The sequence below is a fragment of the Streptomyces sp. SP18CS02 genome (genome assembly GCF_036322365.1).
GTDB lineage: Bacteria > Actinomycetota > Actinomycetes > Streptomycetales > Streptomycetaceae > Streptomyces.
This window is the reverse complement of record NZ_JAQYXC010000276.1, coordinates 249,355-273,183: the sequence shown is the minus strand read 5'-3', so window position 1 is coordinate 273,183 and position 23,829 is coordinate 249,355. Positions and strand designations below refer to the sequence as shown.

Below are 23,829 nucleotides of genomic sequence, written 5' to 3'. Positions count from 1 at the left end.
GGAACGCCGGGCGGCGCACCGGGCAGAGTGTCCAGCGCGCTGTCCAACGGCTGGAATACGCGAGCGTCGATCGGTGCCCCTGGCATAGATTCGCCCACGTGACAGTGGCAAGGCAGTACGTAACCGAAGCTCGCAGGATCGTCGTCAAGGTCGGATCCTCGTCCCTGACCACCGCCTCCGGCGGACTCGACGCCGACCGCGTCGACGCGCTCGTCGACGTACTGGCCAAGGTCCGCAGCGGCGGCGAGAAGGAGATCGTCCTGGTGTCCTCCGGCGCCATCGCCGCCGGACTCGCCCCGCTCGGGCTCACCCGCCGCCCCAAGGACCTGGCCCGCCAGCAGGCCGCCGCCAGCGTCGGCCAGGGGCTGCTCGTCGCCCGTTACACCGCCTCCTTCGCGCGCTACGGCGTACGCGTCGGCCAGGTACTCCTCACCACCGCCGACACCAGTCGCCGCGCCCACTACCGCAACGCCTACCGCACCCTCGACCAGCTGCTCGCCATGGGCGCCCTGCCGGTCGTCAACGAGAACGACACGGTCGCCACCGACGAGATCAGGTTCGGCGACAACGACCGCCTCGCCGCGCTCGTCGCCCACCTCGTCCGGGCCGACCTGCTGGTGTTGCTCTCCGACGTGGACGGTCTGTACGACGGGAACCCCAGCAGGCCCGGGACCTCCCGCATCGCCGAGGTGCGCGGATCGGCCGACCTGGAGGGCGTGGAGATCGGGTCCGCGGGCAAGGCGGGCGTCGGTACCGGCGGCATGGTCACCAAGGTCGAGGCGGCGGGGATCGCCGCCGCCGCCGGCATCCCGGTCGTCCTGACCTCGGCCAGTCGGGTCGCGGACGCCCTCGCGGGCCGCGACACCGGCACGTACTTCCGCCGCACCGGCCGGCGCTCCGCCGACCGGCTGCTGTGGCTCGCCCATGCCTCCACCCCGAAGGGTGCGCTGGTCCTGGACGACGGTGCCGTACGAGCCGTCGTCGAGGGCAGGAAGTCCCTGCTCCCCGCCGGGATCGCGGCGCTGGAAGGCGAGTTCAGCGCCGGCGAGCCGGTCGAGCTGCGCGACACCGCGGGCCGCGCCGTCGCGCGGGGCCTGGTCAACTTCGACTCGAAGGAGATCCCCCAGCTGCTGGGACGTTCCACCCGAGAGCTGGCGAAGGAACTGGGTCCGGCATACGAGAGAGAAGTCGTACACAGGGACGATCTGGTCGTGGTCCAGCGTCAGAACGGCTGAAACTCCAGCCTTCCGTCAGACACCTTCACCAAAACAGCCCCATGTCCCGCCCGGGACTGGTCAACTTTGTCTCGGGGACACGTCGGGGTGAAAGCACGACAAGCAGCAACAGGAGGCCGCCGGTGAGACGAGCCCGCCCAGGGGCACAGCCTCGAGGGACGACCGAACGCGCCCTGACGAGCGTCGAGGCCGGGGCCGACTTCGACGACACCGCGTTCGACGACGGAGGAGACAACGGTCAGGCGGGCCGGGAGAAGGACCGGCACATTCCGGACCGCCCGGTCTCGAAGCTCTGGCACATCACGCTCAGCGTCTCGGGCGCGGAGGCACCGCTGAAGGAGGTCAGACGAGCGCTGGAGCAGCTCGCCCACGACCACCCCTTCCTGCTCACCAGCAGATACGCGAACGATCACGCCGAGATCCGGTACTGGGAAGAGGCCCGCGACCTGCACGACGCCGCAGCGGTGGCGCTCCGGCTGTGGGGCGAGCACCGGCAGAGCGCCAAGCTCCCGCCGTGGGAGATCGTCGGCCTGGAGGTCATCGACCGGGAGACGTACCACCAGCGGATCGCCGAGGGGTACGGGCCGCCCCCGGCGGCGCCGGTCGGTGTGCATCCGTACTGATCCGCGCGCATCCGGACCGGCCCGCGCGCATCCGGACCGACGGGTGCCGGCCGGCCGCGACCGACGGGTGTGCCTGCCGCGACCGGTGAAGGGGCGCATGCGGGGTCCGGGGGGCGCCGTGGTGAGCTGGCTGTCTCGCAGTGCGGGATATGTGGGGGATTCAGCCGGCCGGCGCATTACGCTGCGGGCATGACCTCGCACTCCGCCGTCCCGTCCGTCACGCCGTACGACGACATGTCTCCCGTCACCCAGGCGGCCTACCGGGCCCGCGCGGCCGCCGCCGACATCGCGCCACTCCCGCGCGCGGCGAAGGACGACGCGCTGCTGGCGATCGCGGACGCGCTGGAGGTCCGGACGAACGAGATCGTCACGGCCAACGCGGAGGACGTCGCCCGTGCCCGGGAGGCCGGCACCAGCGAGTCGATCATCGACCGGCTGACGCTCACGCCCGAACGGGTGCGGGCCATCGCCGCGGACGTCCGGGACGTGGCCGCGCTCCCCGACCCCGTCGGCGAGGTGGTACGCGGCTCGACCCTCCCCAACGGCATCGACCTGCGCCAGGTCCGTGTCCCGCTCGGCGTGGTCGGCATCATCTACGAGGCACGCCCCAACGTGACGGTCGACGCCGCCGCGCTGTGCCTGAAGTCCGGGAACGCGGTGCTCCTGCGCGGTTCCTCCTCCGCCTACTCGTCGAACAGCGCCCTGGTGAGGGTCCTGCGGGACGCGGTGGGCGGCGCGGGGCTGCCCGCCGACAGCGTGCAGCTGGTGCCGGGCGAGTCCCGTGACTCGGTACGCGAGCTCATGCGCGCCCGCGGTCTCGTCGACGTCCTCATCCCGCGCGGCGGTGCCTCCCTCATCCGTACCGTCGTGGAGGAGTCCACCGTCCCGGTCATCGAGACCGGCACCGGGAACTGCCACGTGTACGTCGATGCCCAGGCCGACCTCGACATGGCCGTCGAGATCCTGATCAACTCCAAGGCGCAGCGGCCGAGCGTCTGCAACGCGGCGGAGACCCTTCTCGTCCACCAGGACATCGCGCCCGCCTTCCTGCCCCGTGCCCTGGAGGCGCTCGCCGAGGCGGGCGTCACCGTCCACGGCGACGAGCGGGTCCTGGCCTGTGCCGGGGACACCAAGGCCACCGTGGTGCCGGCGACCACGGAGGACTGGGAGACCGAGTACCTCTCGTACGACATCGCCGCGGCGGTCGTCGACTCCCTGGACGCCGCTGTCGGGCACATCAGGCTCTGGACCTCGGGCCACACGGAGGCCATCGTCACCACCTCCCAGGCGGCCGCCCGCCGGTTCACCCAGCTGGTGGACTCCACCACCGTCGCGGTGAACGCCTCGACGCGTTTCACGGACGGCGGCCAGTTCGGCTTCGGCGCAGAGATCGGCATCTCGACGCAGAAGCTGCACGCCCGCGGACCGATGGGCCTGCCGGAGCTGACGTCGACGAAGTACATCGTCACCGGCGACGGCCACATCCGATAGGCCCGGACCGGCCGGGCGGGCCACTCCCCGCCCGGCCGCCCGCCGGCTCGGCACCGGACCCGGCCACTCGTCCGGGCGTACCGGGCCCGGGGTGTGCGGCCCGCGGTGGCCGGCCAGCCGGTGCCACGGGAATCCGCCGTCGGACGGTGGCGGCGAAGGCCTCCGGCGGTCCGACGGGGCCGGCCGCCGGACCGGTGCAGTTCTCGCTCTCCCTGCCCAAAACCACCTACCGGGTCTACTCTGATTGCGTGCCGGACGACGTGGGGGGCAAGCCGTTCCCGGACGGTTGGGAGCCCGACGACGACCGCGGAGGAGCGGACGAGGACTTCGCCTCCGTGGTGTTCGACGAGGACTTCGTACGGGCCGCCGAGGTCCATGAACCGACCGCGGTGGAAAGGCTGTTGGCCGCCGCCCAGGCGCGGGCCGACGCCGAGGCCGCCCGGGCCGGGCCTCGCGGGGCCCCGGCCGACGACGAGCTGTACGACGACGGGTACGGGCCCGGTGGACACGGCCGTGAGCGCCGGTACGGCGAGGACGACCCTGCCGTCCACGGCGACAGCCCGTACGGCCCCCACGGCGGCTCCCTGTGGCCCTACCGTCCCGCCGGCCGCTGGCACCGTCCCGTGGCATGGCTCCTGGCCCTGGTGATGGGCGTCGGCATGGTCGCCCTCGCCTTCGCGGCCGTCTACCGGGGCTCCTCCGGGAACCGTCAGGACCAGGTGCCGCCCCCGGCCACCACCGGTATCGACAAGCCCACCGCCACCAGCCCCTCGGCCTCCGCCCAGTACTCCGCCCCTGCGGTGCCGGCGGTGCCGCGCACCCCCTGACACCGCACCCCCGGCCCGCACGCCCCGACGAGCCCGGACCGCGGTGAAGCCGCATCGCGGTCCGGCGTTTACCCCGGCTCCCTGCGACCTACCCTGAAGGTATGGCAGGGCGTGGCGACCCGCCTGAGGGGACCCCCGAGGGGCTCCCCGGCGGTGGTGAGGACGAGTACCGATCCGTCGTCTTCGACGAGGCGTTCGTCCGGGCTGCCCGCCTCCAGGAGTTCTCCGCCACCGAGCGCATGGGGGAGCACGCCCTCGCCGTGCGCAGCCGCCGTCCCGCGAGATCACGCAGAGGACCGCGCAACGGGGCGCTCCTGCTGGCGCTCATGATCGCGATGGCCTTCGCCGCCGCGGTCGTCCTGGGTATCCGCAACCCCTACCGGGCGCCGCCCGGCCAGCGTGCCGAACCACTTCGCAGCACCGTCGTCCCGCTGGCGCCGCGCGACGTCGTGCCGGGCGGAGCGCCCGAGGACCTGTACGAGCACAGTCCCGCCGCCCGGTTCCGCTCCGGAGCCGCGGGCATCACCCTTCCGGCCGCACGGAGCACCGCGCATTTCACGGAGGGCCAGGTGATGACCGCGCTGAGCGTCGTCAAGGACTACCTGGTGCGGTCCTCGCTGGACCCGGACGTGCTGACCGGGAGAGAGGTGCGGTCGGTGCGGCTGCTGCTGGATCCGGACCAGCAGTCACAGTTCGACCGGAGCGTCGCCGCACCCGTGGACGACGGACGGCACGCGGCGACCGGCTGGCTGGTGCGCTTCGACACCGCCCGGGTGGTGCCGGCGGACAGCCCCGTGCGGGTAAGGGGCACGATCCGCGTCGCCGAGGACGATCCCGATGTCCTGGACGTGACCTCCGACCACACCTTCGTCTACGCGCTGCGCCCCGCGGGGAAGGCCGCCACCGACGGCGAGGAGACGGGCGCCTCGCTCTTCACCGTCCGCCGGCAGCTGCACTTCCGCTTCGACCGCGACGACCTGAGGATGGGCCGGGCGGAGGTGCTGAGCAGCCAGGTGCAGGCGGGTCCCCAGTCCTGCTCGGCCGACCCGTCGGGCTCCCTGCGGCCGCTGCTGGCCGGGCAGCGGGCCACGACGACCGGCCCGGCCGTCACCGACCCGTACGCGGAGAAATGGGTTCCCGCATCGGTCTGCGGCATCCTGTCACCGAACGCCCGGCCCTCGCCCTGAGCCCGGCCCGCCGGCCCCGACCGCGGTGTCGCGGGCCCACTCCGTCCCGTACGGCCCCCGGCCTGAGACCGGGCCCGCCGGCCCGGGCCCCGGCACGGCCCCGGACCCCGCCGGCCCCGACCGCGGTGTCGGGGGCCCACTCCGTCCCGTACGGCCCCCGGCCTGAGACCGGGCCCGCCGGCCCGGGCCCCGGCACGGCCCCGGAGTCCCAGTTCCGGGACTTGTCCGGAGCCGTGCCCTGCCCGCCACGCGGCCGGGACCGTGCCCGCCGCCGCGGGCAGGCGCCTTCGACGTGGACGCGGGTCCGGACTCAGCCGGTGCTCTCCGCGGAGCCCTGGCCCTCGCCTCCCGCCCTGCCGGATCCGCCGCTGAACTTGTCGCGCAGCTTCCCGCCCAGGTCGCCGGCGCCTCCGGCTATGTCCCCGACCAGCTTCATCAACGGATCCTTGCTGGTGCGCACGGTGTCGGCGTAGTGCGCCGCCGACTCGCGGAACGAGTCGGTGACCGAGGTGTCCTTGTCCTGCGAGCGGCGCGGGTAGTGACCGTCCATGATCCGCTGGTGGTCGCGGCTCTCGGCCCACTTCTTCAGCTCGGCGGCGCGCACGGTGGTGAACGGGTGCGAGCGCGGGAGCACGTTGAGGATCTTCAGCACGGAGTCACGCAGGTCGCCCCCCGCCTCGTACTCCTCGGCCTGCTCAAGGAACGCGTCCACGTTCATCTCGTGCAGGTGGTTGCCACCGGCGATCTTCATCAGGCCGCGCATGGACGCCTGGAGGTCCTGGCCGACGAGCAGTCCCGCGCGGTCGGCGGACAGCTCCGACTTGCGGAACCACTCCCGCAGCGCGGTCACGATGGCCATGATCGCGACATTGCCGAGCGGGATCCAGGCGACCTTCAGCGCCAGGCTGGTGAGGAAGAGCAGAACCGTGCGGTAGACGGCGTGACCCGAGAGGGCGTGGCCCACCTCGTGGCCGACCACCGCCCGCATCTCCTCCTCGTCCAGGAGCTCCACCAGTCCGGTGGTGACCACGATGATCGGCTCGTCCAGGCCGATGCACATGGCGTTGGGCTTCGGGTCCTGCGTGACGTACATCGAAGGGACCTTCTCCAGGTCCAGGATGTAGCAGGCGTCGCGCAGCATGGTGTGGAGGTGGGCGAACTGGGCGTCGCTCACCCGCACGGAGTCGGAGAGGAAGAGAAGACGCAGACTGCGCTCGGGCAGCAGTCCGCTCAGTGCCTTGAAGACGGTGTCGAAGCCGCTGAGCCTGCGCAGAGCGACCAGCGCGGAACGGTCCGCGGGATGTTCGTACGCCTGTGAGGAGATGCCGGGGAACCGCTTGCGCTGTCGGCTCGGCACGTTCTCATGGCTGTTTTCGGTCATGGATGCCCCCTGTTCGAACGAGATTCTCCTCGTCCCCCTGACGAACCCCAGAGTAGGTGCTGGGGCTACCGTGGGGCGGGGGCCTGTGGACAACCGAGGAGTAGTACACCGTCATGCCCGTCACCGCCACGCTGCTCGCCGCCGCATCCGAACAGCAAGGACCCGGCAACACGCTCCGGATCGTGCTCCTCGTCTCGATCGTCGGAGCCGCCCTGCTCGCCTGGTTCCTGCTGCGCGGATACCGCAACTCCGATGACAACGACTGAGTCGGCGTGAGCGTGCCCGGGGCGCCCGCATACGATGTGGGCGAAGTCTCCGCTCCGACTCCCATGGATTGGTCCTGCCGAAGATGAGCCTCCACAGCACCGCCGCCAACCTTGTCACGCTCGCCGAGGGTTCCGAGCACGGTGGCAACCACAGCAGCCTCAGCCCGTATGTCACCGGCGTCGGCGCCTTCATCGCGCTGCTCCTGCTGCTGTGGATCACCACCCGCTTCAACCGCGACCGCTGAGCCGACGACCGCCGGGACCGGCCGCTCCGCCGTGCCAGTAGGCTCTGCACGCATGGGAGACCAGGAAGTGCCTACCAGTCCCGGCAAACGCCGACTCGGCGTGATGGGTGGGACATTCGACCCGATCCACCACGGACACCTGGTGGCCGCCAGCGAGGTGGCCGCCCTCTTCCACCTGGACGAGGTGGTGTTCGTACCGACCGGGCAGCCGTGGCAGAAGACCCACAAGGCGGTCTCCCCCGCCGAGGACCGGTACCTGATGACGGTCATCGCCACGGCCTCCAACCCGCAGTTCTCGGTCAGCCGGATCGACATCGACCGCGACGGGCCGACGTACACCATCGACACGCTGCGGGAGCTGAGCTCCCTCAACAGCGACACCGACCTCTTCTTCATCACCGGGGCCGACGCGCTCTCCCAGATCATGCCGGGCTGGCGCAACGCCGAGGAGCTCTTCTCGCTCGCACACTTCATCGGGGTCACCCGCCCCGGCCATGAACTGTCGGACGACGGACTGCCCGAGGGAGGGGTCTCCCTGGTGGAGGTGCCCGCCCTGGCCATCTCGTCGTCGGACTGCCGTGCGCGGGTCGCGCAGGGCGACCCCGTCTGGTATCTGGTGCCGGACGGTGTGGTGCGCTACATCGACAAGCGCCAGTTGTACCGCGGCGAATGAGCCACGGAGAGGGGCACCGGTGAACGACCAGCAGAACCCGTACGACCCGTACTACACGCCGCAGCCGCAGATCATCGGCTACGACGAGTACGGGCAACCGGTGTACTCACAGGCTCAGCAGTCCCAGCAGCACCAGCAGTACGACCCGTACGCCGCGCCGCAGGCGCAGCAACAGGGGTACGGCTACGACCCCTACGGCCAGCAGCAGGCCCAGCAGCACCAGCAGCCCCAGCAGTACGACCCGTACGCACAGCAGTCCCAGGCCCAGGGGTACGCCCCCGGCCAGGAGCAGACCGGGGCCGGGGACCCGGCACAGGGCTACGGCTACGACGCCTACACCGGGTACGACACCTCGCAGCAGTGGGCGCCCGCACCGCAGCACCACCAGGAACCGGAGCCCCGGCAGGCCCCGCCCGTCACGCGGGTCGCGCCCGCCGTGCCCGGGCAGCGCCGTCCCGCGCCCGATGCGCCGTCAGGCGCCCCTTCGGAGGCATCGCCCGAGAAGGCGGACGACCAGGAGTACCGCACCGAGCAGTTCTCCTTCATCGAGGAGCCCGACGAGGACTCCGAAGACGTCATCGACTGGCTGAAGTTCACCGAGAGCCGCTCCGAGCGGCGCGAGGAGGCCAAGCGCCGCGGCCGGGCCCGCGTGGTCGCCCTGACCGTCGTGCTGGCCCTGGCACTCGTCGGTGGCGTCGGCTACCTGTGGAGCGCCGGGCTGCTGCCCGGACTGTCCGACGGGGAGACCCGGCAGGGCGCGGTCGCGAGCGGCCCGCAGAAGCGGGATGTGATCGTCCTGCACCTGCACAACACCAAGAACAAGGACACCTCCACCGCGCTCCTGGTGAACAACGCCACCACCAAGCAGGGCACCACCGTCCTGCTGCCCGGTTCCCTCTCCGTCGCCAACGACGACGGCACCACCACCACGCTCGCCAAGTCCGTCGACGACGACGGCTCCACGGGGACGCGGGAAGCCATCGGCACCCTGCTCGGCACCAGGATCAGCGGCACCTGGCGGCTCGACACCCCCTACCTGGAGAACCTCGTCGAGCTGGTGGGCGGCATCGACCTCACCACCGACACCGAGGTGCCCGGCGCCAAGAAGGGCGAAGCGCCCCTGGTCCAGAAGGGCGAGAACCAGACACTGAACGGGCGCATGGCCGTCGCGTACGCCACCTACCGCGGGTCCGGTGAGGCCGATGCCAAGCAGCTCCAGCGGTTCGGCCAGGTCATGAACGGCGTGCTCCGCAAGATCTCCGACGACCCGGGGGCGGCCACCGTGACGGTCGAGACGCTCGCGCAGATCCTCGACCCGTCGCTGCCCGAGAAGGACCTGGGTGCCTCGCTCGCGAACCTCGCCGGGCACGCCAAGCTCGGCGACTACAAGACGGCCCTCCTGCCCGTGCGGGAGGACGGCACGCTGAGCGACGAGGCGGCGAGCAGCGTGGTCAAGGACGTCCTGGGCGGCTCGGTCAGTCCGCCGGAGCAGGGCGCGGCGGTGCGTGTGGGGGTCAAGAACGCCTCCGGCGACGAGGACGCCGGCGGCGCCGCGCGGATCGTCCTGATCAACGGCGGCTACTCGTTCATCGACGGCGGCAAGGCGGAATCCGAACCGTCCTCGCAGGTCATCTACGGTGACGAGGGTCAGAAGGGGAAGGCCGAGGAGGTCGCGAAGACCCTGGGCCTGCCGGCCGGCTCGGTCGAGAAGGGCACCGTCCCGGCGAACGCCGATGTCGCGGTCGTCCTGGGGCAGGACTACAAGGCCAAGTAATGGTTTGCCGGGCTGTCGGCGGTACGTGAGACCCTTGGGGTGTTCTGGACCGCCGACGAAAGCTTGCATGTGACCGCCACCGACCGCTCCATCGAGCTCGTGACCGCTGCCGCCCAGGCAGCCGCCGACCGGCTCGCGCACGACATCATCGCGTACGACGTCAGCGACGTGCTGTCGATCACCGACGCCTTCCTGCTCGCCTCCGCGCCCAACGACCGCCAGGTCAAGTCGATCGTCGACGAGATCGAGGAGCGGCTGAACAAGGACCTGGGGGCCAAGCCGGTACGCCGCGAGGGCGACCGGGACGCCCGCTGGATCCTGCTGGACTACGTCGACATCGTCGTCCACGTCCAGCACAGCGAGGAGCGGGTCTTCTACGCCCTGGAGCGGCTGTGGAAGGACTGCCCCGAGCTGCCCCTGCCCGAGGACGCCCTGAAGACCCGCGGCAAGGCCGAGGAGCACGCCAGGCTGACCGGCGCCGACGAGTCGGCCGGCTCGGACGGTGAGCTGAGCTGAGCGGCACCGCGGGCGGCACGGGCCGCCGGATCGTTCTCTGGCGTCACGGCCAGACCTCGTGGAACCTGGAGCGCCGTTTCCAGGGGTCCACGGACATCGACCTGACCGAGACCGGCGTCGCCCAGGCGCGCCGGGCCGCCCGGCTGCTGGCCGCTCTGAAGCCGGACGCGATCATCGCGTCCGACCTCAAGCGGGCAGCGGCCACCGCCGCGGAGCTGGCCGCCATCACCGGCCACGCGGTCAGCCACGACTCCGCGCTCCGCGAGACCTACGCGGGCGCCTGGCAGGGACTGACCCACGAGGAGATCGTCGGGCGGTACGGCGACCAGTACGCCGCGTGGAAGCGCGGCGAGCCGGTGCGCCGCGGCGGTGGCGAGCTGGAGACCGAGGTCGCCGACCGGGCCGCCCCCGTGGTGCTGGCACACGCCGACAAGCTGCCGGACGGCGGCACCCTCGTCGTCGTCAGCCACGGCGGCACCATCCGCACCACCATCGGACGGCTGCTGGGCCTGGAGGCCCACCACTGGGAGGGGCTGGGCGGCCTCACCAACTGCTGCTGGTCGGTCCTGGGCGAGGGCGCGCGGGGCTGGCGCCTGCTGGAGCACAACGCCGGCACCCTGCCCGAGCCGGTCCTCGGCGACGACGCCTGAACCGGATTTCACTTTCTGGCAGGTCGCAGGCTAAAGTTCTTCTTGTTCGCAGCGCGGAGCGCAAAGAACACGAGGGGCTATAGCTCAGTTGGTAGAGCGCCTGCATGGCATGCAGGAGGTCAGGAGTTCAATTCTCCTTAGCTCCACAATCACCGGATCCCGTCCCCATCAGGGGGCGGGATTTCGCGTTGTCCGCCCTTGTCCTCCGCCCGCCCTCCCTCCCGGGCGCTCCCGACCCCCGGCCCGGCGGTGTCCGGGTCCGGGGGCCGCCCTGCCCGGCCGTCCGCGCGCCCGTGTCCGTACTCCTCAGCCCCCCGTCACGCCCCGGCTCTCCGGTCCGTCCGAGGCGCGCAGCTTCTCCAGCGCCAGCCGGCTCTCCTCGTCGCTCGGGGTGTAGACCACGATCCGGCACTCCGGCATTCCGTTGATCGACAGGGACACCGACGTCATCCGGACCTCGCCCACGGCGTCATGCCGGAAGGCCTTCACATGGGGGCCGGGCGGCAGGACGTCCCCGCTCTCCCACAGGGCGGCGAAGTGCGGACTGCGCTCCCGGAGCCGGGCTATGAACGATTCCCACGACGGCTCGCCGACATGGCGTCCGTACGCCCCGCGCAGCTGCGCGACCATCCGGGGCAGCTCGGTCTCCTTGTCGACCAGTGGACAGGCCGGGTCGGGAAGGGTGAAGAGGGTCCACAGCGCGTTGCGCATCGGGAGCTCCGCGCGGCCGGGGCGCTCGAACAGCAGGCGGTACGGGCGGTTGGCGGCGAGGATGTCGTACCGGGTGTTGTAGACCACGGCCGGGCGGGGGTCCAGGGCGTCGATGATGCCCTGGACCTCCGGGCTGACGGCGTCGACGTCCGCCGCCCGGGCGGGGGCGTACGGCACCTCGGCCAGATGGTAGAGATGCTCCCGCTCGGACCGGTCGAGCCGGAGGGTGCGCGCCACGGCGTCCAGGACCTGCGCGGAGGCGTTGATCGGACGGCCCTGCTCCAGCCAGGTGTACCAGGTGATGCCGACCCCGGAGAGCTGGGCGACCTCTTCGCGCCGCAGCCCGGGCGTACGGCGGCGCAGGCCCGGCGCCATGCCGACATCGGCCGGGGTCACACGGGCCCGCCGGCTCCGCAGGAAGGCGGCCAGCTCCGGTCGTCGACGCCGCTGTGCCCGGGGCACCGGTGCGACGTCCCGTACCGGCGACCCGCCCCCGGCCGGTGCCGGTACGGAGCCCGGCGCCGGTGACGCGCTCCGGGCCGACCGGGCAGGTCGGGCAGGTCGCATGGATCCGCTCGGCTGTGTCGCCTCTGTCGGTGCTGCCATCGTCGTCACACCCCCATGGTCGACGGCCCCGCCCGCCGTTGACAGGTACTGCCAGTACCAGCATCGGCGGGCTCTCGTTACCCGTACCCGGTCGTCGGCAGGCTCGATGCCATGACGACGACCACGACAAGTCCCGCACCCAGTAAAGACCCCGGCACCGGCAAGCGGTCCCCGCTGCTCCTCGGCGTGGTGCTGGCCGCCCAGTTCATGGCCTTGCTCGACACCTTCATCGTCAATGTCGCCGCCCCGACGATCCGCAGCGAACTCGACGCCTCCGGCTCCGCGTTGCAGCTGGTGATCGCCGGGTACACGATCGCCTACGCGGTCCTGCTGATCACCGGGGCCCGTCTCGGCGACCTCCTCGGGCACCGGCGGATGTACCTCGCCGGCCTCCTGGTCTTCACCGTCTCCTCGCTCGGCTGCGGCCTGGCCACCGGCACCGGCCCGCTGATCGCCTTCCGGCTGGCGCAGGGAGCCGGAGCGGCACTGCTGATTCCGCAGGTCCTCAGCCTCATCCAGCGCAATTTCGCCGGCGACGCCCGGGCGCGGGCCCTTGGCGCGTACTCCGCGGTGCTCGCCACCGGAGCCGCGGCCGGCCAGGTGGCCGGCGGCGTACTCGTCAGCGCCGACCTGTTCGGCGCGAGCTGGCGCCCGGTCTTCCTGGTGAACGTGCCCATCGGGCTCGTCCTGCTGGTGGTGGGCGCGAGAGTGCTCCCGCGCGACCGTCGCGGCACCACGCAGCGCGGCCGGGGACCCGACCTGCCGGGACTGGTGCTGCTGGCCGCCGCGGTCTCGCTCCTCACCCTGCCGCTGGTCCTGGGCCAGGAGCAGGACTGGCCCCTGTGGACCTGGTTCTCCCTGGCCGCGGCGGTGGTGTTCTTCGCGGGCTTCCGCTCGTACGAGTCGCGGCTCGCCCGTCGCGGCGGAGCACCGCTCGTCGCGCCCCATGTCCTCGGCATCCCCGGCATGGGCCGGGCGGTGGCGCGGATCGCTCTCGTCATGGCGGTCAACGCGGGCTTCCTGTTCGTCATGACCCTGCACGTCCAGGGCGGCCTCGGGTACTCCGCGCTGCGCGCCGGGCTGTCGTTCGCCCCGGTCGCCGTGGTCTTCGGCGTCGTGGGCCTCACCTGGCGGCGCTGGCCGGGGCAGAACCTCCTCGTGACGGGCGGGTTCCTGCTGAGCGCCCTCTCGGCCGTCGCGGTCGGCGGCCTGCTGCGCGACGGCGGTGACCTCGGCCCGTGGGCGTACCTGTCCTTCGCCGTGTTCGGGGCGGGCCTCGCGCTCGGATTCAGCCCCGCGCTGACCGGCGCCCTGGCCACGGTGCGCAAGGAGGACGCCGCCGATGCCAGTGGCCTGCTGGCGACCGTCAGCCAACTCGGTCAGCTGATCGGCGTCGCGACCTTCGGCACACTCTTCCTGAGCCGTCCGATCGCGCTGGGGGCGCGGGCATCCGGTGACGCGCTGTGGGTATGCGCCCTCACGCTGGCTGCCGCATCGGTCCTGGGCGCGTCGGTGGGGCTGCTGCGCCGACGGCGCTGACCGCGCTGCCCGGCCCATGGCAGAATCGGACAGCCGGAGGGGGACGACGGCCCGGACGGGAGGGAACGCGCGATGGCCGCTAGCAGCACCGAGGAGGCCACCGCCCGGCTCGCGGCGGAGCGGATGCGCACCGGCCTCGACTGCCCCTCGTGCGGTTCGTCCCATGTCGCCCAAGTGCTGGGAGACAACGGCGGAGTGTCCTACGTGTGCACTTCCTGCGGCCACAGCTGGAGCTGATCGATGGGTGCACACAGGCGGAAATGCGACTGGTGCGGCAGCGGTACGCCGATCGTCCGCGATATGGATCCGGTCAACCCCGAGTACCAGTACTGGTGCGAGGAATGCGCGCGGGCGCTGATCATAAAGGGCGACCCCATCGAGACGTACCGCGAACTCGAAGGGGAGCCCATCTACGGGCGCCTGCTCGACGAACACTGCACCCTCAAGCGGTTCTACTCGTTCGCCACCGCGTGACGCGTCCGCCACTGCCGTACCGCCGGGACGGCGAATACCGCCAACAGGACCAGTCCCGCGAGCGTGTAGAGCCCTGACAGCAGCATCTGCCCGGCGTTCTGGTGGAGTTCGAGGCGGACCGGTGCGGGGGCGTGCGGCACCCACCACAGCGAGAACGAGGCGAAGACGAGTCCCGCCGCCACCGTCCAGACGGGCCGCGCCCGGGTCGCCAGCAGGATCAGTACGGGTACGCACCACACCCAGTGGTGCGACCACGAGATCGGGCTCACCAGCAGAGCCGTCGTGGCGCACACCACCACCGCCACCGGCCGGTCACCGCGCAGCGCGGCGAGCACCGCCACGGCGAGTCCCGCCGCCCCGACCAGGCCGGCCACGAGCAGCCACCAGATCCCCGGGTCGGTGGTGTGCAGCATCCGGGCCAGCACCCCGCTCAGCGACTGGTTGGCCGTCTCCTCCTTGCGGCCCACCCGACTGGTCTGGAAGATCATCTCAGTCCAGAAGCGGCGCGAGTCGTACGGCAGTACCACGGCGGAGGCCACGGTCACGCCGATGAACACCCCGGTGGCCGTCGCCGCCTGGCGCAGCCACGGGTTCCAGCCCAGCTCACGCGCGCGTGCCACCCCCACGACCAGCAGCAGGACGACGAAGAGTCCGGGCGTCAGCTTCACCGCGGTGGCCAGACCGATGCCCACCCCCGCCCACCGGTTGCCGTCCCGACGTGTCAGATCCCACAGAACCGCCACCGCGATGAGCAGGTTGATCTGCCCGTACCGCAGGGTCGTCCACACCGGCTCGCACCAGACGAGGAGCGCGGCCGCGTAGAGCGCCGCCGCCGGCCGGTCGCGGCCCACCAGGCGCAACGAGAGATGCACCAGCGCGAGCAGGAGGAGCAGATTTCCCGCCGTCGCGAGGGTGCGCATCTCCGGAACACCGAGCAGCGTCAGTGGCGTGAACAGCAGCGCGGCGAAGGGCGGGTACGTCGTGGGCAGGTTGGCGGATGTGGCGCGCATCGCGTACAGGTCGCCACCGGCCAGCACGGTCTCGCCCTCGGCCCGGTAGACGGAGAGGTCCAGCATCGTGACATGGGCGGCGCGCTGCGCCACCCAGAACGCCACAAAGGACAGCAAACAGGCCGCCATGGCGGCGAGGGGCAGACTGCGGAGGCGGGTCTGCACGTTCATGGTCACGGTCACGAGGGGCGACGCTACCGGCCAGAGCCTTGCGGACCGTAAACGATTTGGTGAATCACCGGGGGGACCGTGTAATGTTCTCTGTGTCGCCGCGAGGGAAACCCGAGAGGGAAACCGGACGGGGCGGCACACCGCAAGGGGCTATAGCTCAGTTGGTAGAGCGCCTGCATGGCATGCAGGAGGTCAGGAGTTCAATTCTCCTTAGCTCCACAGAATGCGGAAAGCGGGCCATCCGATCGGATGGCCCGCTTTCCCGTTTCCGGTCAACTCCGGCCGCTGCCCAGGGCCTTGCGGTTGGCGCTCGGCAGGGCGGGGCGCTCCTGGGGAGCCCGCTCCAGGCGCAGGGCCAGTTCGGGGCAGCGGCGGATGGCCAGCTGCGCGCGGTCCCTCAAGTGCGTGGGCACGGAAGCGTCCGCCAGAACGGGGTAACCGTCCCGGCCCATCCGGATCAGCTCGGGCACGATGTCGGCGCACAGCCCGTGGCCCTTGCAGAGCGTCCAGTCCACGGCCAGCTTCTCGCCGGTCGGGATCGATTCCTCGGCGTCCTGGTACCCGGGGGCGGGCAACGGCAGCACCCCGGTCGTAGGACGGCCGCAGCCGCCGTGCAGGACGTGTGCCGCCAGATCGTCGGTGAACGCGGACAGCGTCGAATTGAAGAAGCGGACGGATCCGTCCGGGTGCTTGCACACACCTCGGCCCTTGACGGCCTGGGTGACCTCCCGCAGCGCCTCCAGCGCGGCCGGCCCCCCGCCGTTCAGCACGTCGGACAGACCGCCCGCGGCGGCGGGCAGGCCCAGCCTGCAGGGACCGCACTGCCCGGCCGTCTCGGCGGCCAGCCAGTTCGCCACCCGCTGGGCCTCGCCCAGCGGGCAGGTCTCCGGGCCGATCGGCAGGATGGCCCCCGCCCCCAGGGCGCCACCGACGGCCTTCAGGGACGCCTGCGAGATGACGGCGTTGTCCACGGCCACCGAGTCGATCCACTCGCCGTGGTACCCGCCGGTCAGCACGCCCTGCGGCTGTGACGGGGCCCCGGCCAGCTGGAGGACGTAGCGCAGGGGGACGCCCGTCGGCACCTCCACCACCATGGGCCGGGCGACCGCCCCGGAGATCGTCAGCATCACCGTGCCGGGCTCGCTGTCCAGGCCGCTGTTGGCGTAGCGGCGGGCACCGACACGGGCGGCGACGGCGAGCTGTGCGTACGTCTCGGCGTTCGAGAGCAGCGTCGGCGCGCCGCCCACTCCGGACTCCGCGGCCCGCTCGCGCTTGCCCGGGGGGATCGAGGGGCCACCGTTCGCCGCGCGGATCACCGATGACGCCTCACCGGAGACCATGCGCTCGGGTGTGCGGACCACACGCGCGCGCAGTTGCTGTCCGCGCCGGTCCGACAGGCCCCGCTCGGCGAGGGCGGCCCGGATGGAGATCTCCGTGGAGTTGCGGGTCACGGCCACGATCAGGGTGCGGGCGCCGAGTGCCTCGGCGGCCAGCAGGGCGCCGTCCAGGATGAGGTGCGGCGCACGGTTGAGCAGGACGGTGTCCTTGCGGCAGGGGGGCTCGCCCTCGCTGCCGTTGACGACGACCACCGGCCGCACCCCGCGCCGGATGGCCGCGTTGGCGACCGCGCGCAGCTTCCTGCCGAAGGGGAAGCCGGCGCCGCCCCGGCCCCGCAGCGATATGTCGTCGGCGAGCTTGGCCAGCCGCTCGCCGCCCATGGGTTCGAGCGGCCCGTGCACCTTGAGGTGCATGGGCAGGTCCAGCCGCTCGACGAGGTCGAACCCCTGGGTGAGCTGGGGGAGGCCGACGACACGTACTTCGGGGACGTCGGGGAGCGGGGCGTTCACGGGCGGTCTCCTGCGGGTGCGGTCCAGGGCTCGCCGGCCGGTGGGTAGGCGAAGGTGCCTGCGGGCGGCTCGGCGGCGGGATCGGCGGGGTTGTAGGCGGGATCGGTGGGGCTGTAGCCGTCGCGACCGAAGGCGTCGGACCCGTACGAGGAGGGCGCGGGGGACTGGGCGGGCGGCGGCGGTGAGGGAGTGGGCCAGTATCCGGGCCTCGTCGTCGGCTCGTCCTGGATGACGGGCAGCTCCTCCGTCATGGGCACGCGCTCGGCGAACGGTATGTCACCGGGCGGGTTGCCGGTGGTGCCCCGGGAGACGGCACGATACCCGGCCGAGATGCCCGCGCCCGCCGTCGCGGCCGGGCCGGCGGGCTCGTACCGGGCCGGATCGGGTGGCTCGTACGAGACCGGAGCGGCCGGTTCGAACGAGGGCTCGTCCGCCGGTTCGTAGAACGGGGAGGGCGCGGACAGCGTACGGGGCTGGTCGCGCGGCAGGCCGGGCGGAAGGTCCGGGAATTCACGCGGGGCGGCAGCGGCACCGGGCTCACGACGGAGCTCCTGGTCGAAGGGGCGCGGGGCGGGCTCGCGCCGGAGCTCCTCGAAGGGAAGCCGGCCGGGTGCGTCCGCCGCGCCGGGGAGCGGCGAGACCGACATGTCCCGCCGGGAGCGCGCGGGCTCCGGGACCTCGGCGCCCGGGCCGATCAGCGTCAGCACGCGGTCGGCGAGGCGGCGCTGGACCGGGCGCGGCAGCATCCGTGCGGCCAGGACCGCGGCGACCCCGGTGAGCGAGAGGCAGTACATGGTGGTCACCCACGTCGCCGCGGGACGTCCGGCGTAGAGCCCGTGCACCAGCGCCGAGCACCAGGCCGGGTAGGCCAGCATGTGCAGCGCCCGCCAGCGGCCGGCGATGCTGCCGCGGCCGGCCAGGGAGCTGCGCAGTACGCCGGTGGAGGCAGCGACCACCATCAGCAAGCCCGCCAGTGCTCCGAAGCCGATCAGACCGGACGTACCGGTGACGCCGAGACCGAACGGGATCAGCGCGCCGATCAGCTCCACATGCCCGAGCGACACCTTGACGGTCGCGTGCAGGAGGAGGAAGCCGAGGGAGGAGACGGCGGTCGTCCGGTGGATGGCCTGGGCGAGCAGGCGGTGGCGGGCGGAGAGCAGCAAGCGGTCGGTGGCTATCAGCCCCCAGGCGACGGAAGCGGTGAGCGACACGAGGGACAGGACGCCGGAGGCGAAGTCGAGGGCGGCCCGGAAACTGTCGCTTCCGAATACCGCGAGCAGGGGTATGAGCAACAGAGCGGCCACGAACAGCCCGCCCTGGGCCGGCCGGCTCATGGCGGCCCCCAGCGCGGGCGATGAGCGGATCTTGCGATGAGGGTTCATGGGGGGCGACTCCAGTGGTGCGGAAAAGAGGTCCCGTTGCCGCATGCTAAGTCGAGGCATACCAACCGGTACGAGGTTTGAGCGTTTCCTACTCGGAACCGTCCACAACTGACTTTGGGGTTGCCCCGGATAAGGGTGATACGCGGAGTAACCCTTGGGCCTGAGCCTGTCATCGGAGGCTCGCCCGCTGTGACGGAGTCGCCTCCCGGTTCGGCGGGACGAGGGGCCGGCCCCGGGGTGCCTCGTTGCCGGAGGGCCGGATCCCGGGGCCGCGGACGGTCCGGCCGGTGGTACGGCGATGCGGCCCGCGCGGGCCCTGCGGTACCCTGACGCCATGCGTGCCGTACGCCTTCTGCTTAGCGAGCCGCGCTGATCAGTCCCGACGGATGGAAGATCCGGTCGGATTCGGCGCGGCGTCCCCTCCTGTGCGAGGGGATTTTTCATTTCGCCACACCCGGCAGCCGGCGGCTGGCAGAGACGATCGATGGAGCTTCAAGGATCATGAGCGAGACGAATTCCGCTGCCGAGGCAGCGGCCCCGCATCGTTACACGGCGGCCATGGCGGCCGACATCGAGGCACGCTGGCAGGACTTCTGGGACGCCGAGGGCACCTACGAGGCGCCCAACCCGAGCGGGGACCTGGCCGGTGACCCGGCCGTCGTCGCCCGGCCCAAGAAGTTCATCATGGACATGTTCCCGTACCCGTCCGGCGCCGGCCTGCACGTCGGCCACCCCCTCGGGTACATCGCCACCGACGTCTTCGCCCGCCACCAGCGCATGACCGGGCACAACGTGCTGCACACGCTGGGCTTCGACGCCTTCGGCCTGCCGGCGGAGCAGTACGCCGTGCAGACCGGCACGCACCCGCGCGTGTCGACCGAGGCGAACATCGCCAACATGAAGACGCAGCTGCGCCGCCTGGGCCTGGGCCACGACAAGCGCCGGTCGTTCGCCACGATCGACCCGGACTACTACAAGTGGACCCAGTGGATCTTCCTGCAGATCTTCAACTCCTGGTACGACGAGGAGGCCGGCAGGGCCCGCCCGATCGCCGACCTGGTCGCGCAGTTCGAGAGCGGCGAGCGGACCGTTCCCGGCTCCACGCGCGCGTGGAGCGAGCTGACCGCCAACGAGCGCGCCGACCTGCTGGGCGAGTACCGGCTGGCGTACGCCTCCGACGCGCCGGTCAACTGGTGCCCGGGGCTGGGCACCGTACTGGCCAATGAAGAGGTGACGGCCGACGGCCGCTCCGAGCGCGGCAACTTCCCGGTCTTCAAGGCGAAGCTGCGCCAGTGGAACATGCGCATCACCGCCTACGCGGACCGTCTGCTGGACGACCTGGACGCGCTGGACTGGCCCGACGCCATCAAGCTGCAGCAGCGCAACTGGATCGGCCGCTCCGAGGGCGCCCGCGTCGACTTCGCGGTCGGCGACGAGGCGATCACGGTCTTCACCACCCGCCAGGACACCCTGTTCGGCGCGACCTACATGGTGCTGGCGCCCGAGCACGAGCTGGTCGAGAAGATCGTTCCGGCGGCGTGGCCCGCGGGCACCCACGAGGTGTGGACGGGCGGGCACGCCACGCCGTCCGAGGCGGTCGACGCGTACCGCAAGCAGGCCGCCTCCAAGTCCGACGTCGAGCGGCAGGCCGAGGCCAAGGACAAGACCGGTGTCTTCACCGGCGCGTACGCCGTGAACCCGGTCAGCGGCGACCAGGTGCCGGTCTTCATCGCGGACTACGTGCTGATGGGTTACGGCACCGGCGCGATCATGGCCGTCCCGGCACACGACAGCCGTGACTTCGCCTTCGCGCGCGCCTTCGAACTGCCGATGCGCTGCGTCGTCGAGCCCTCGGACGAGCGCGGTACGGACCCCTCCACCTGGGAAGACGCCTTCGCCTCGTACGACGCGAAGCTGGTCAACTCGGCCAACGACGAGATCTCGCTGGACGGCCTGGGCGTCGTCGACGGCAAGGCCAAGATCACCGAATGGCTGCAGGCACGGGGCATCGGCGAGGGCACCGTCAACTTCCGGCTGCGCGACTGGCTGTTCAGCCGCCAGCGGTACTGGGGCGAGCCCTTCCCGATCGTCTACGACGAGGACGGCGTCGCGCACCCGCTGCCCGAGTCCATGCTGCCGCTGGAGCTGCCGGAGGTCGACGACTACTCGCCGCGCACCTTCGACCCGGACGACGCCGACACCCAGCCCGAGACCCCGCTCTCGCGCAACGAGGACTGGGTCAACGTGACCCTGGACCTGGGCGACGGACCCAAGCGGTACCGGCGCGAGACCAACACCATGCCGAACTGGGCCGGTTCGTGCTGGTACGAGCTGCGCTACCTGGACCCGCACAACGGCGAGAAGCTGGTCGACCCGGCGATCGAGCAGTACTGGATGGGGCCGCGCGAGGGGCAGCCGACCGGCGGCGTCGACCTGTACGTGGGCGGTGCCGAGCATGCCGTCCTGCACCTGCTGTACGCGCGCTTCTGGTCCAAGGTGCTCTTCGACCTGGGACACGTCTCGTCCGCCGAGCCGTTCCACAAGCTGTACAACCAGGGCATGATCCAGGCGTTCGTCTACCGCGACTCCCGCGGCATCGCGGTGCCCGCCGCCGAGGTCGAGGAGCGCGACGGCGGCTTCTGGTACCAGGGCGAGAAGGTCAGCCGCGTCCTGGGCAAGATGGGCAAGTCCCTGAAGAACGCCGTCACCCCGGACGAGATCTGCGCCGAGTACGGTGCCGACACCCTGCGCCTGTACGAGATGGCCATGGGCCCCCTGGACGTCTCCCGGCCGTGGGACACACGCGCGGTGGTCGGCCAGTACCGGCTGCTGCAGCGGCTGTGGCGCAACATCGTCGACGAGTCGACGGGTGAGGTCACCGTCGTCGACTCCGAGCCCGACGAGGACACCCTGCGCGCACTGCACAAGGCGATCGACGGCGTCTCGCAGGACATGGCCGCCATGCGCTTCAACACCGCGATTGCCAAGGTCACCGAGGTGAACAACCACCTGACCAAGACCGGCGCCCCGGTGTCGCGGCAGGTCGCCGAGAAGCTGGTCCTGCTGGTCGCGCCGCTGGCTCCGCACATCGCCGAGGAGCTGTGGCGCAAGCTGGGGCACACCACCTCCGTGGTGCACCAGGACTTCCCGGTGGCCGACCCGGCGTACGTGGTCGACGAGACCGTGACCTGCGTGGTGCAGATCAAGGGCAAGGTCAAGGCGCGCCTGGAGGTCTCGCCGTCCATCACGGACGCCGAGCTGGAGGCGCTGGCCCTGGCCGACCCGGCGGTCGTCGCCGCGCTCGGCGGCGCGGGCATCCGCAAGGTGATCGCGCGGGCGCCGAAGCTGGTGAACATCGTCCCGGCGTAACACCTGGGTGTTCTCCCCTAAGGGCAGGTTGGGGGTTCCGATGGAACCCTCGGCCTGCCCGTTCCGTTTACGGTGGAGGGACCGACGCCGATTCCGAACGGCATTGGCACCGACATCGAGGGGACTTCATGGAAGCCGCCGTCCTGATCCTGGCGCTGCTCTTCGTCGCCTTCGTGGCGCTGGGCGTCTACGTGAGCGTGAAGGTGATCGGGGCCGCCAAGCGCGGGGTCGACCGTACGATCACGCAGGCGCGGCGGACGGTGGAGGACACCACCCTGCGCGCCAAGAGCTTCGGGCCGGGGGGTGTGGCGTCGGAGCTGGCGCAGCTGCGGCTGTCGCTGCGCACCTCGATGCGGGCAACCCAGGACGCCTTGCAGGCCGGTGCGGCGGAGGACGCCTCGCTCAGGGAATCGCTCGACCTGTTCGGCCGTTTGAGCGCCCACGGGCAGGAGCTCGACGAGGAACTGCGGCGTCTGGAGCGGGAACCCGACCGGGCGAAGGTCGCCGGCCGGCTCGGGGAGCTGCGGGAGCGTACGGAGAGGATCACGCACTCGGCGGATTCGCTGCGCTGGGCCGCCCGGGACCGGGCCCAGAAGTTCGCCCAGGACGATCTGGACGCGCTGAGCGCGCAGATCGACATGGAGGCGGGAGCGCTGCGGCACTGGTCCGTCCGCGAGCAGGACGGCCTCTCGTGGCAGGACGCGACGCCGCAGCAGGCCGCGGGCGCGGGCGCGGGTACGGGTACGGGTACGGCCGAGGGTCCCGGTGCCGCCGGCGGTGCGGGGGAGGGCGCGACCGAAACGCCGGCGATCACGGCGCGCGATCCCCGGCAGCAGAACGTCTACTCCTGGCAGAAGTCGCCCCGTCCCGAAACCACGAACTGACCCGGATCGATCGCTGGGCGGGGGCGGGCTGCCCTCCGGCGCCGCCTGCGGGTAACCTCCCGGTCATGTCCCGCCATGTCGCGATCGTCACCGATTCAACGGCCTACCTGCCGCCGCAGACGATGGCTCGGCACGGCATCACCGCGGTGCCGCTGACCGTCGTGCTGGGCGACCGGGCCCTTGAGGAGGGCACCGAGATCTCGGCCCGCTCACTCGCCCAAGCCCTGCAGAAGCGCCGTTCGGTGACCACCTCCAGGCCCGGCCCCGAAACCTTCGCGGCGGCCTACCGCGCGGCGGCCGACGCCGGTGCGAGCGGGATCGTCTCGCTGCATTTGTCGGCCGAGTTCTCCGGGACGTACGACGCGGCCGTGGTGGCCGCGAAGGAAGCGCCGGTGCCGGTGCGGGTGGTCGACACCGGGATGGTCGCGATGGCCCTGGGCTTCTGCGCGGTGGCGGCGGCCGAGGTGGCGCAGGCCGACGGTTCGCTGGACGAGGCCGTTGCGGCGGCGGAGAAGCGGGCCGCCGGGACCTTCGCGTACTTCTACGTCGACACGCTGGACTACCTGCGCCGGGGCGGCCGCATCGGCGCGGCGCAGGCCCTGCTGGGCTCGGCGCTCGCGGTGAAGCCGCTGCTGGAACTGGAGGGCGGCCGGATCGAGCTGTGCGAGAAGGTGCGCACGGCGTCGAAGGCGATCGCCAGGCTGGAGGAGCTCGCCGCCGAGCGGGCGGGTGCCGGCCGGGTCGACATCGCCGTGCACCACCTGTCGGCGCCCGAGCGGGCCGCCGCGCTCGCGGACCGGCTGCGCGACCGGGTCCCCGGCCTCGCCGACCTGCATGTCAGCGAGGTCGGAGCGGTGATCGGGGCGCACACCGGGCCGGGCCTGCTGGGGGTCGTGGTCTCACCGCGATGAGCCGCGGTGTCACCCGCCGGGGTGATGGGGTTTTCCACAACTGGGTGGTTTTCCACG

At 71.7% G+C, this 23,829-nt stretch carries 22 protein-coding genes and 2 tRNA genes; 19 read left to right on the top strand and 5 right to left on the bottom strand.

Translation table 11 applies throughout. From position 1 onward, the window contains the following. Positions 1-98 precede the first annotated feature (98 nt). The 5 genes from proB to PUR26_RS13570 all read left to right on the top strand — a co-directional run bounded on the left by proB (position 99) and on the right by PUR26_RS13570 (position 5,363). Complete coding sequence (proB, locus tag PUR26_RS13590) at positions 99-1,235, top strand: glutamate 5-kinase (protein WP_329872451.1); 1,137 nt, start codon at positions 99-101, stop codon at positions 1,233-1,235. Between the two features lie 122 nt (positions 1,236-1,357). Beyond that, entirely contained in the window at positions 1,358-1,858 is a 501-nt protein-coding gene (locus PUR26_RS13585) for a hypothetical protein (RefSeq protein WP_329872449.1), read from the top strand. Between the two features lie 189 nt (positions 1,859-2,047). Next, the gene (locus tag PUR26_RS13580) at positions 2,048-3,349 is read left to right on the top strand and encodes a glutamate-5-semialdehyde dehydrogenase (protein WP_329872447.1); all 1,302 of its coding nucleotides are present in this window, start codon (positions 2,048-2,050) and stop codon (positions 3,347-3,349) included. Between the two features lie 248 nt (positions 3,350-3,597). After that, the gene (locus PUR26_RS13575) at positions 3,598-4,176 is read left to right on the top strand and encodes an SCO2584 family spore wall biosynthesis protein (protein ID WP_329872445.1); all 579 of its coding nucleotides are present in this window, start codon (positions 3,598-3,600) and stop codon (positions 4,174-4,176) included. 101 nt (positions 4,177-4,277) lie between these two features. Continuing rightward, on the top strand, positions 4,278-5,363 hold the full coding sequence (locus PUR26_RS13570; protein ID WP_329872443.1) for an SCO2583 family membrane protein: 1,086 nt from the start codon (positions 4,278-4,280) through the stop codon (positions 5,361-5,363). Between the two features lie 310 nt (positions 5,364-5,673). On the opposite strand, the gene PUR26_RS13565 is transcribed toward PUR26_RS13570, so the two are convergent. Beyond that, positions 5,674-6,744 carry a M48 family metallopeptidase gene (locus PUR26_RS13565; protein ID WP_329872442.1) on the bottom strand — a complete coding sequence of 357 codons (1,071 nt, stop codon included), beginning with the start codon at positions 6,742-6,744 and terminating at the stop codon, positions 5,674-5,676. 113 nt (positions 6,745-6,857) lie between these two features. Between PUR26_RS13565 and PUR26_RS13560 the strand changes: the two genes are divergently transcribed. The 7 genes from PUR26_RS13560 (at position 6,858) to PUR26_RS13530 (ending at position 11,014) form a co-directional block, all read left to right on the top strand. Next, positions 6,858-7,010, top strand: coding sequence for a hypothetical protein (locus PUR26_RS13560; RefSeq protein ID WP_329872440.1), 153 nt, complete (start codon positions 6,858-6,860; stop codon positions 7,008-7,010). A gap of 83 nt (positions 7,011-7,093) precedes the next feature. Beyond that, a complete protein-coding gene (locus tag PUR26_RS13555) occupies positions 7,094-7,255 on the top strand; it encodes a hypothetical protein (RefSeq protein ID WP_329872438.1) in 162 nt (53 codons plus the stop codon). 52 nt (positions 7,256-7,307) lie between these two features. Next, positions 7,308-7,928, top strand: a complete 621-nt coding sequence (gene nadD, locus PUR26_RS13550) for a nicotinate-nucleotide adenylyltransferase (protein WP_329872436.1) — start codon at positions 7,308-7,310, stop codon at positions 7,926-7,928. Between the two features lie 19 nt (positions 7,929-7,947). Beyond that, on the top strand, positions 7,948-9,702 hold the full coding sequence (locus tag PUR26_RS13545; RefSeq protein WP_329872434.1) for an LCP family protein: 1,755 nt from the start codon (positions 7,948-7,950) through the stop codon (positions 9,700-9,702). Positions 9,703-9,771: 69 nt separating this feature from the next. Beyond that, the gene (gene rsfS, locus PUR26_RS13540) at positions 9,772-10,218 is read left to right on the top strand and encodes a ribosome silencing factor (RefSeq protein WP_329872432.1); all 447 of its coding nucleotides are present in this window, start codon (positions 9,772-9,774) and stop codon (positions 10,216-10,218) included. Then, positions 10,215-10,868 carry a histidine phosphatase family protein gene (locus PUR26_RS13535; RefSeq protein WP_329872483.1) on the top strand — a complete coding sequence of 218 codons (654 nt, stop codon included), beginning with the start codon at positions 10,215-10,217 and terminating at the stop codon, positions 10,866-10,868. The genes rsfS and PUR26_RS13535 overlap by 4 nt, the downstream gene beginning before the upstream one ends. 73 nt (positions 10,869-10,941) lie before the next feature. Next, positions 10,942-11,014: transfer RNA gene (locus PUR26_RS13530), tRNA-Ala, on the top strand. Between the two features lie 160 nt (positions 11,015-11,174). Here the strand turns inward: PUR26_RS13530 and PUR26_RS13525 are convergent. Then, positions 11,175-12,041 (bottom strand): helix-turn-helix transcriptional regulator, encoded by an 867-nt coding sequence (locus tag PUR26_RS13525; RefSeq protein WP_329872430.1) that lies wholly within the window; start codon positions 12,039-12,041, stop codon positions 11,175-11,177. Between the two features lie 255 nt (positions 12,042-12,296). Here PUR26_RS13525 and PUR26_RS13520 point away from each other — a divergent pair, with 255 nt between their 5' ends. From PUR26_RS13520 to PUR26_RS13510, 3 genes are all read left to right on the top strand, one after another. Then, entirely contained in the window at positions 12,297-13,724 is a 1,428-nt protein-coding gene (locus PUR26_RS13520; protein ID WP_329872429.1) for an MFS transporter, read from the top strand. Between the two features lie 72 nt (positions 13,725-13,796). Continuing rightward, entirely contained in the window at positions 13,797-13,961 is a 165-nt protein-coding gene (locus tag PUR26_RS13515) for a hypothetical protein (protein WP_329872427.1), read from the top strand. A gap of 3 nt (positions 13,962-13,964) precedes the next feature. Then, complete coding sequence (locus tag PUR26_RS13510; RefSeq protein WP_026277450.1) at positions 13,965-14,198, top strand: hypothetical protein; 234 nt, start codon at positions 13,965-13,967, stop codon at positions 14,196-14,198. Here the strand turns inward: PUR26_RS13510 and PUR26_RS13505 are convergent. After that, complete coding sequence (locus PUR26_RS13505; RefSeq protein WP_329872421.1) at positions 14,177-15,391, bottom strand: glycosyltransferase 87 family protein; 1,215 nt, start codon at positions 15,389-15,391, stop codon at positions 14,177-14,179. The genes PUR26_RS13510 and PUR26_RS13505 overlap by 22 nt on opposite strands. A gap of 134 nt (positions 15,392-15,525) precedes the next feature. Here PUR26_RS13505 and PUR26_RS13500 point away from each other — a divergent pair. Continuing rightward, a tRNA-Ala gene (locus PUR26_RS13500) sits at positions 15,526-15,598 on the top strand. 53 nt (positions 15,599-15,651) lie between these two features. On the opposite strand, the gene PUR26_RS13495 is transcribed toward PUR26_RS13500, so the two are convergent. Together PUR26_RS13495 and PUR26_RS13490 are read right to left on the bottom strand one after the other, a co-directional pair. Continuing rightward, positions 15,652-17,226, bottom strand: coding sequence for an NADH-ubiquinone oxidoreductase-F iron-sulfur binding region domain-containing protein (locus PUR26_RS13495; RefSeq protein WP_329872420.1), 1,575 nt, complete (start codon positions 17,224-17,226; stop codon positions 15,652-15,654). Beyond that, positions 17,223-18,608 (bottom strand): hypothetical protein, encoded by a 1,386-nt coding sequence (locus PUR26_RS13490; protein ID WP_329872418.1) that lies wholly within the window; start codon positions 18,606-18,608, stop codon positions 17,223-17,225. Before PUR26_RS13490 ends, PUR26_RS13495 begins: the two co-directional genes overlap by 4 nt. A gap of 501 nt (positions 18,609-19,109) precedes the next feature. On the opposite strand from PUR26_RS13490, the gene leuS reads away from it, so the two are divergent. The 3 genes from leuS to PUR26_RS13475 all read left to right on the top strand — a co-directional run bounded on the left by leuS (position 19,110) and on the right by PUR26_RS13475 (position 23,772). Next, positions 19,110-21,977, top strand: coding sequence for a leucine--tRNA ligase (leuS, locus tag PUR26_RS13485; RefSeq protein WP_329872416.1), 2,868 nt, complete (start codon positions 19,110-19,112; stop codon positions 21,975-21,977). Between the two features lie 128 nt (positions 21,978-22,105). Next, positions 22,106-22,861, top strand: coding sequence for a hypothetical protein (locus tag PUR26_RS13480; protein WP_329872414.1), 756 nt, complete (start codon positions 22,106-22,108; stop codon positions 22,859-22,861). Positions 22,862-22,926: 65 nt separating this feature from the next. Then, positions 22,927-23,772 (top strand): DegV family protein, encoded by an 846-nt coding sequence (locus tag PUR26_RS13475; protein ID WP_329872412.1) that lies wholly within the window; start codon positions 22,927-22,929, stop codon positions 23,770-23,772. Positions 23,773-23,829 lie beyond the last annotated feature (57 nt).

Excerpts from the sequence above, each read along its gene's own strand:
- PUR26_RS13580 (WP_329872447.1), top strand. The coding sequence starts at position 2,048 with ATGACCTCGCACTCCGCCGTCCCGTCCGTCACGCCGTACGACGACATG.
- PUR26_RS13570 (WP_329872443.1), top strand. The coding sequence starts at position 4,278 with ATGGCAGGGCGTGGCGACCCGCCTGAGGGGACCCCCGAGGGGCTCCCC.
- PUR26_RS13565 (WP_329872442.1), bottom strand. The coding sequence starts at position 6,744 with ATGACCGAAAACAGCCATGAGAACGTGCCGAGCCGACAGCGCAAGCGG.
- PUR26_RS13560 (WP_329872440.1), top strand. The coding sequence starts at position 6,858 with ATGCCCGTCACCGCCACGCTGCTCGCCGCCGCATCCGAACAGCAAGGA.
- PUR26_RS13555 (WP_329872438.1), top strand. The coding sequence starts at position 7,094 with ATGAGCCTCCACAGCACCGCCGCCAACCTTGTCACGCTCGCCGAGGGT.
- nadD (WP_329872436.1), top strand. The coding sequence starts at position 7,308 with ATGGGAGACCAGGAAGTGCCTACCAGTCCCGGCAAACGCCGACTCGGC.
- PUR26_RS13520 (WP_329872429.1), top strand. The coding sequence starts at position 12,297 with ATGACGACGACCACGACAAGTCCCGCACCCAGTAAAGACCCCGGCACC.
- PUR26_RS13515 (WP_329872427.1), top strand. The coding sequence starts at position 13,797 with ATGGCCGCTAGCAGCACCGAGGAGGCCACCGCCCGGCTCGCGGCGGAG.
- PUR26_RS13510 (WP_026277450.1), top strand. The coding sequence starts at position 13,965 with ATGGGTGCACACAGGCGGAAATGCGACTGGTGCGGCAGCGGTACGCCG.
- PUR26_RS13490 (WP_329872418.1), bottom strand. The coding sequence starts at position 18,608 with ATGAACCCTCATCGCAAGATCCGCTCATCGCCCGCGCTGGGGGCCGCC.
- leuS (WP_329872416.1), top strand. The coding sequence starts at position 19,110 with ATGAGCGAGACGAATTCCGCTGCCGAGGCAGCGGCCCCGCATCGTTAC.
- PUR26_RS13480 (WP_329872414.1), top strand. The coding sequence starts at position 22,106 with ATGGAAGCCGCCGTCCTGATCCTGGCGCTGCTCTTCGTCGCCTTCGTG.
- PUR26_RS13475 (WP_329872412.1), top strand. The coding sequence starts at position 22,927 with ATGTCCCGCCATGTCGCGATCGTCACCGATTCAACGGCCTACCTGCCG.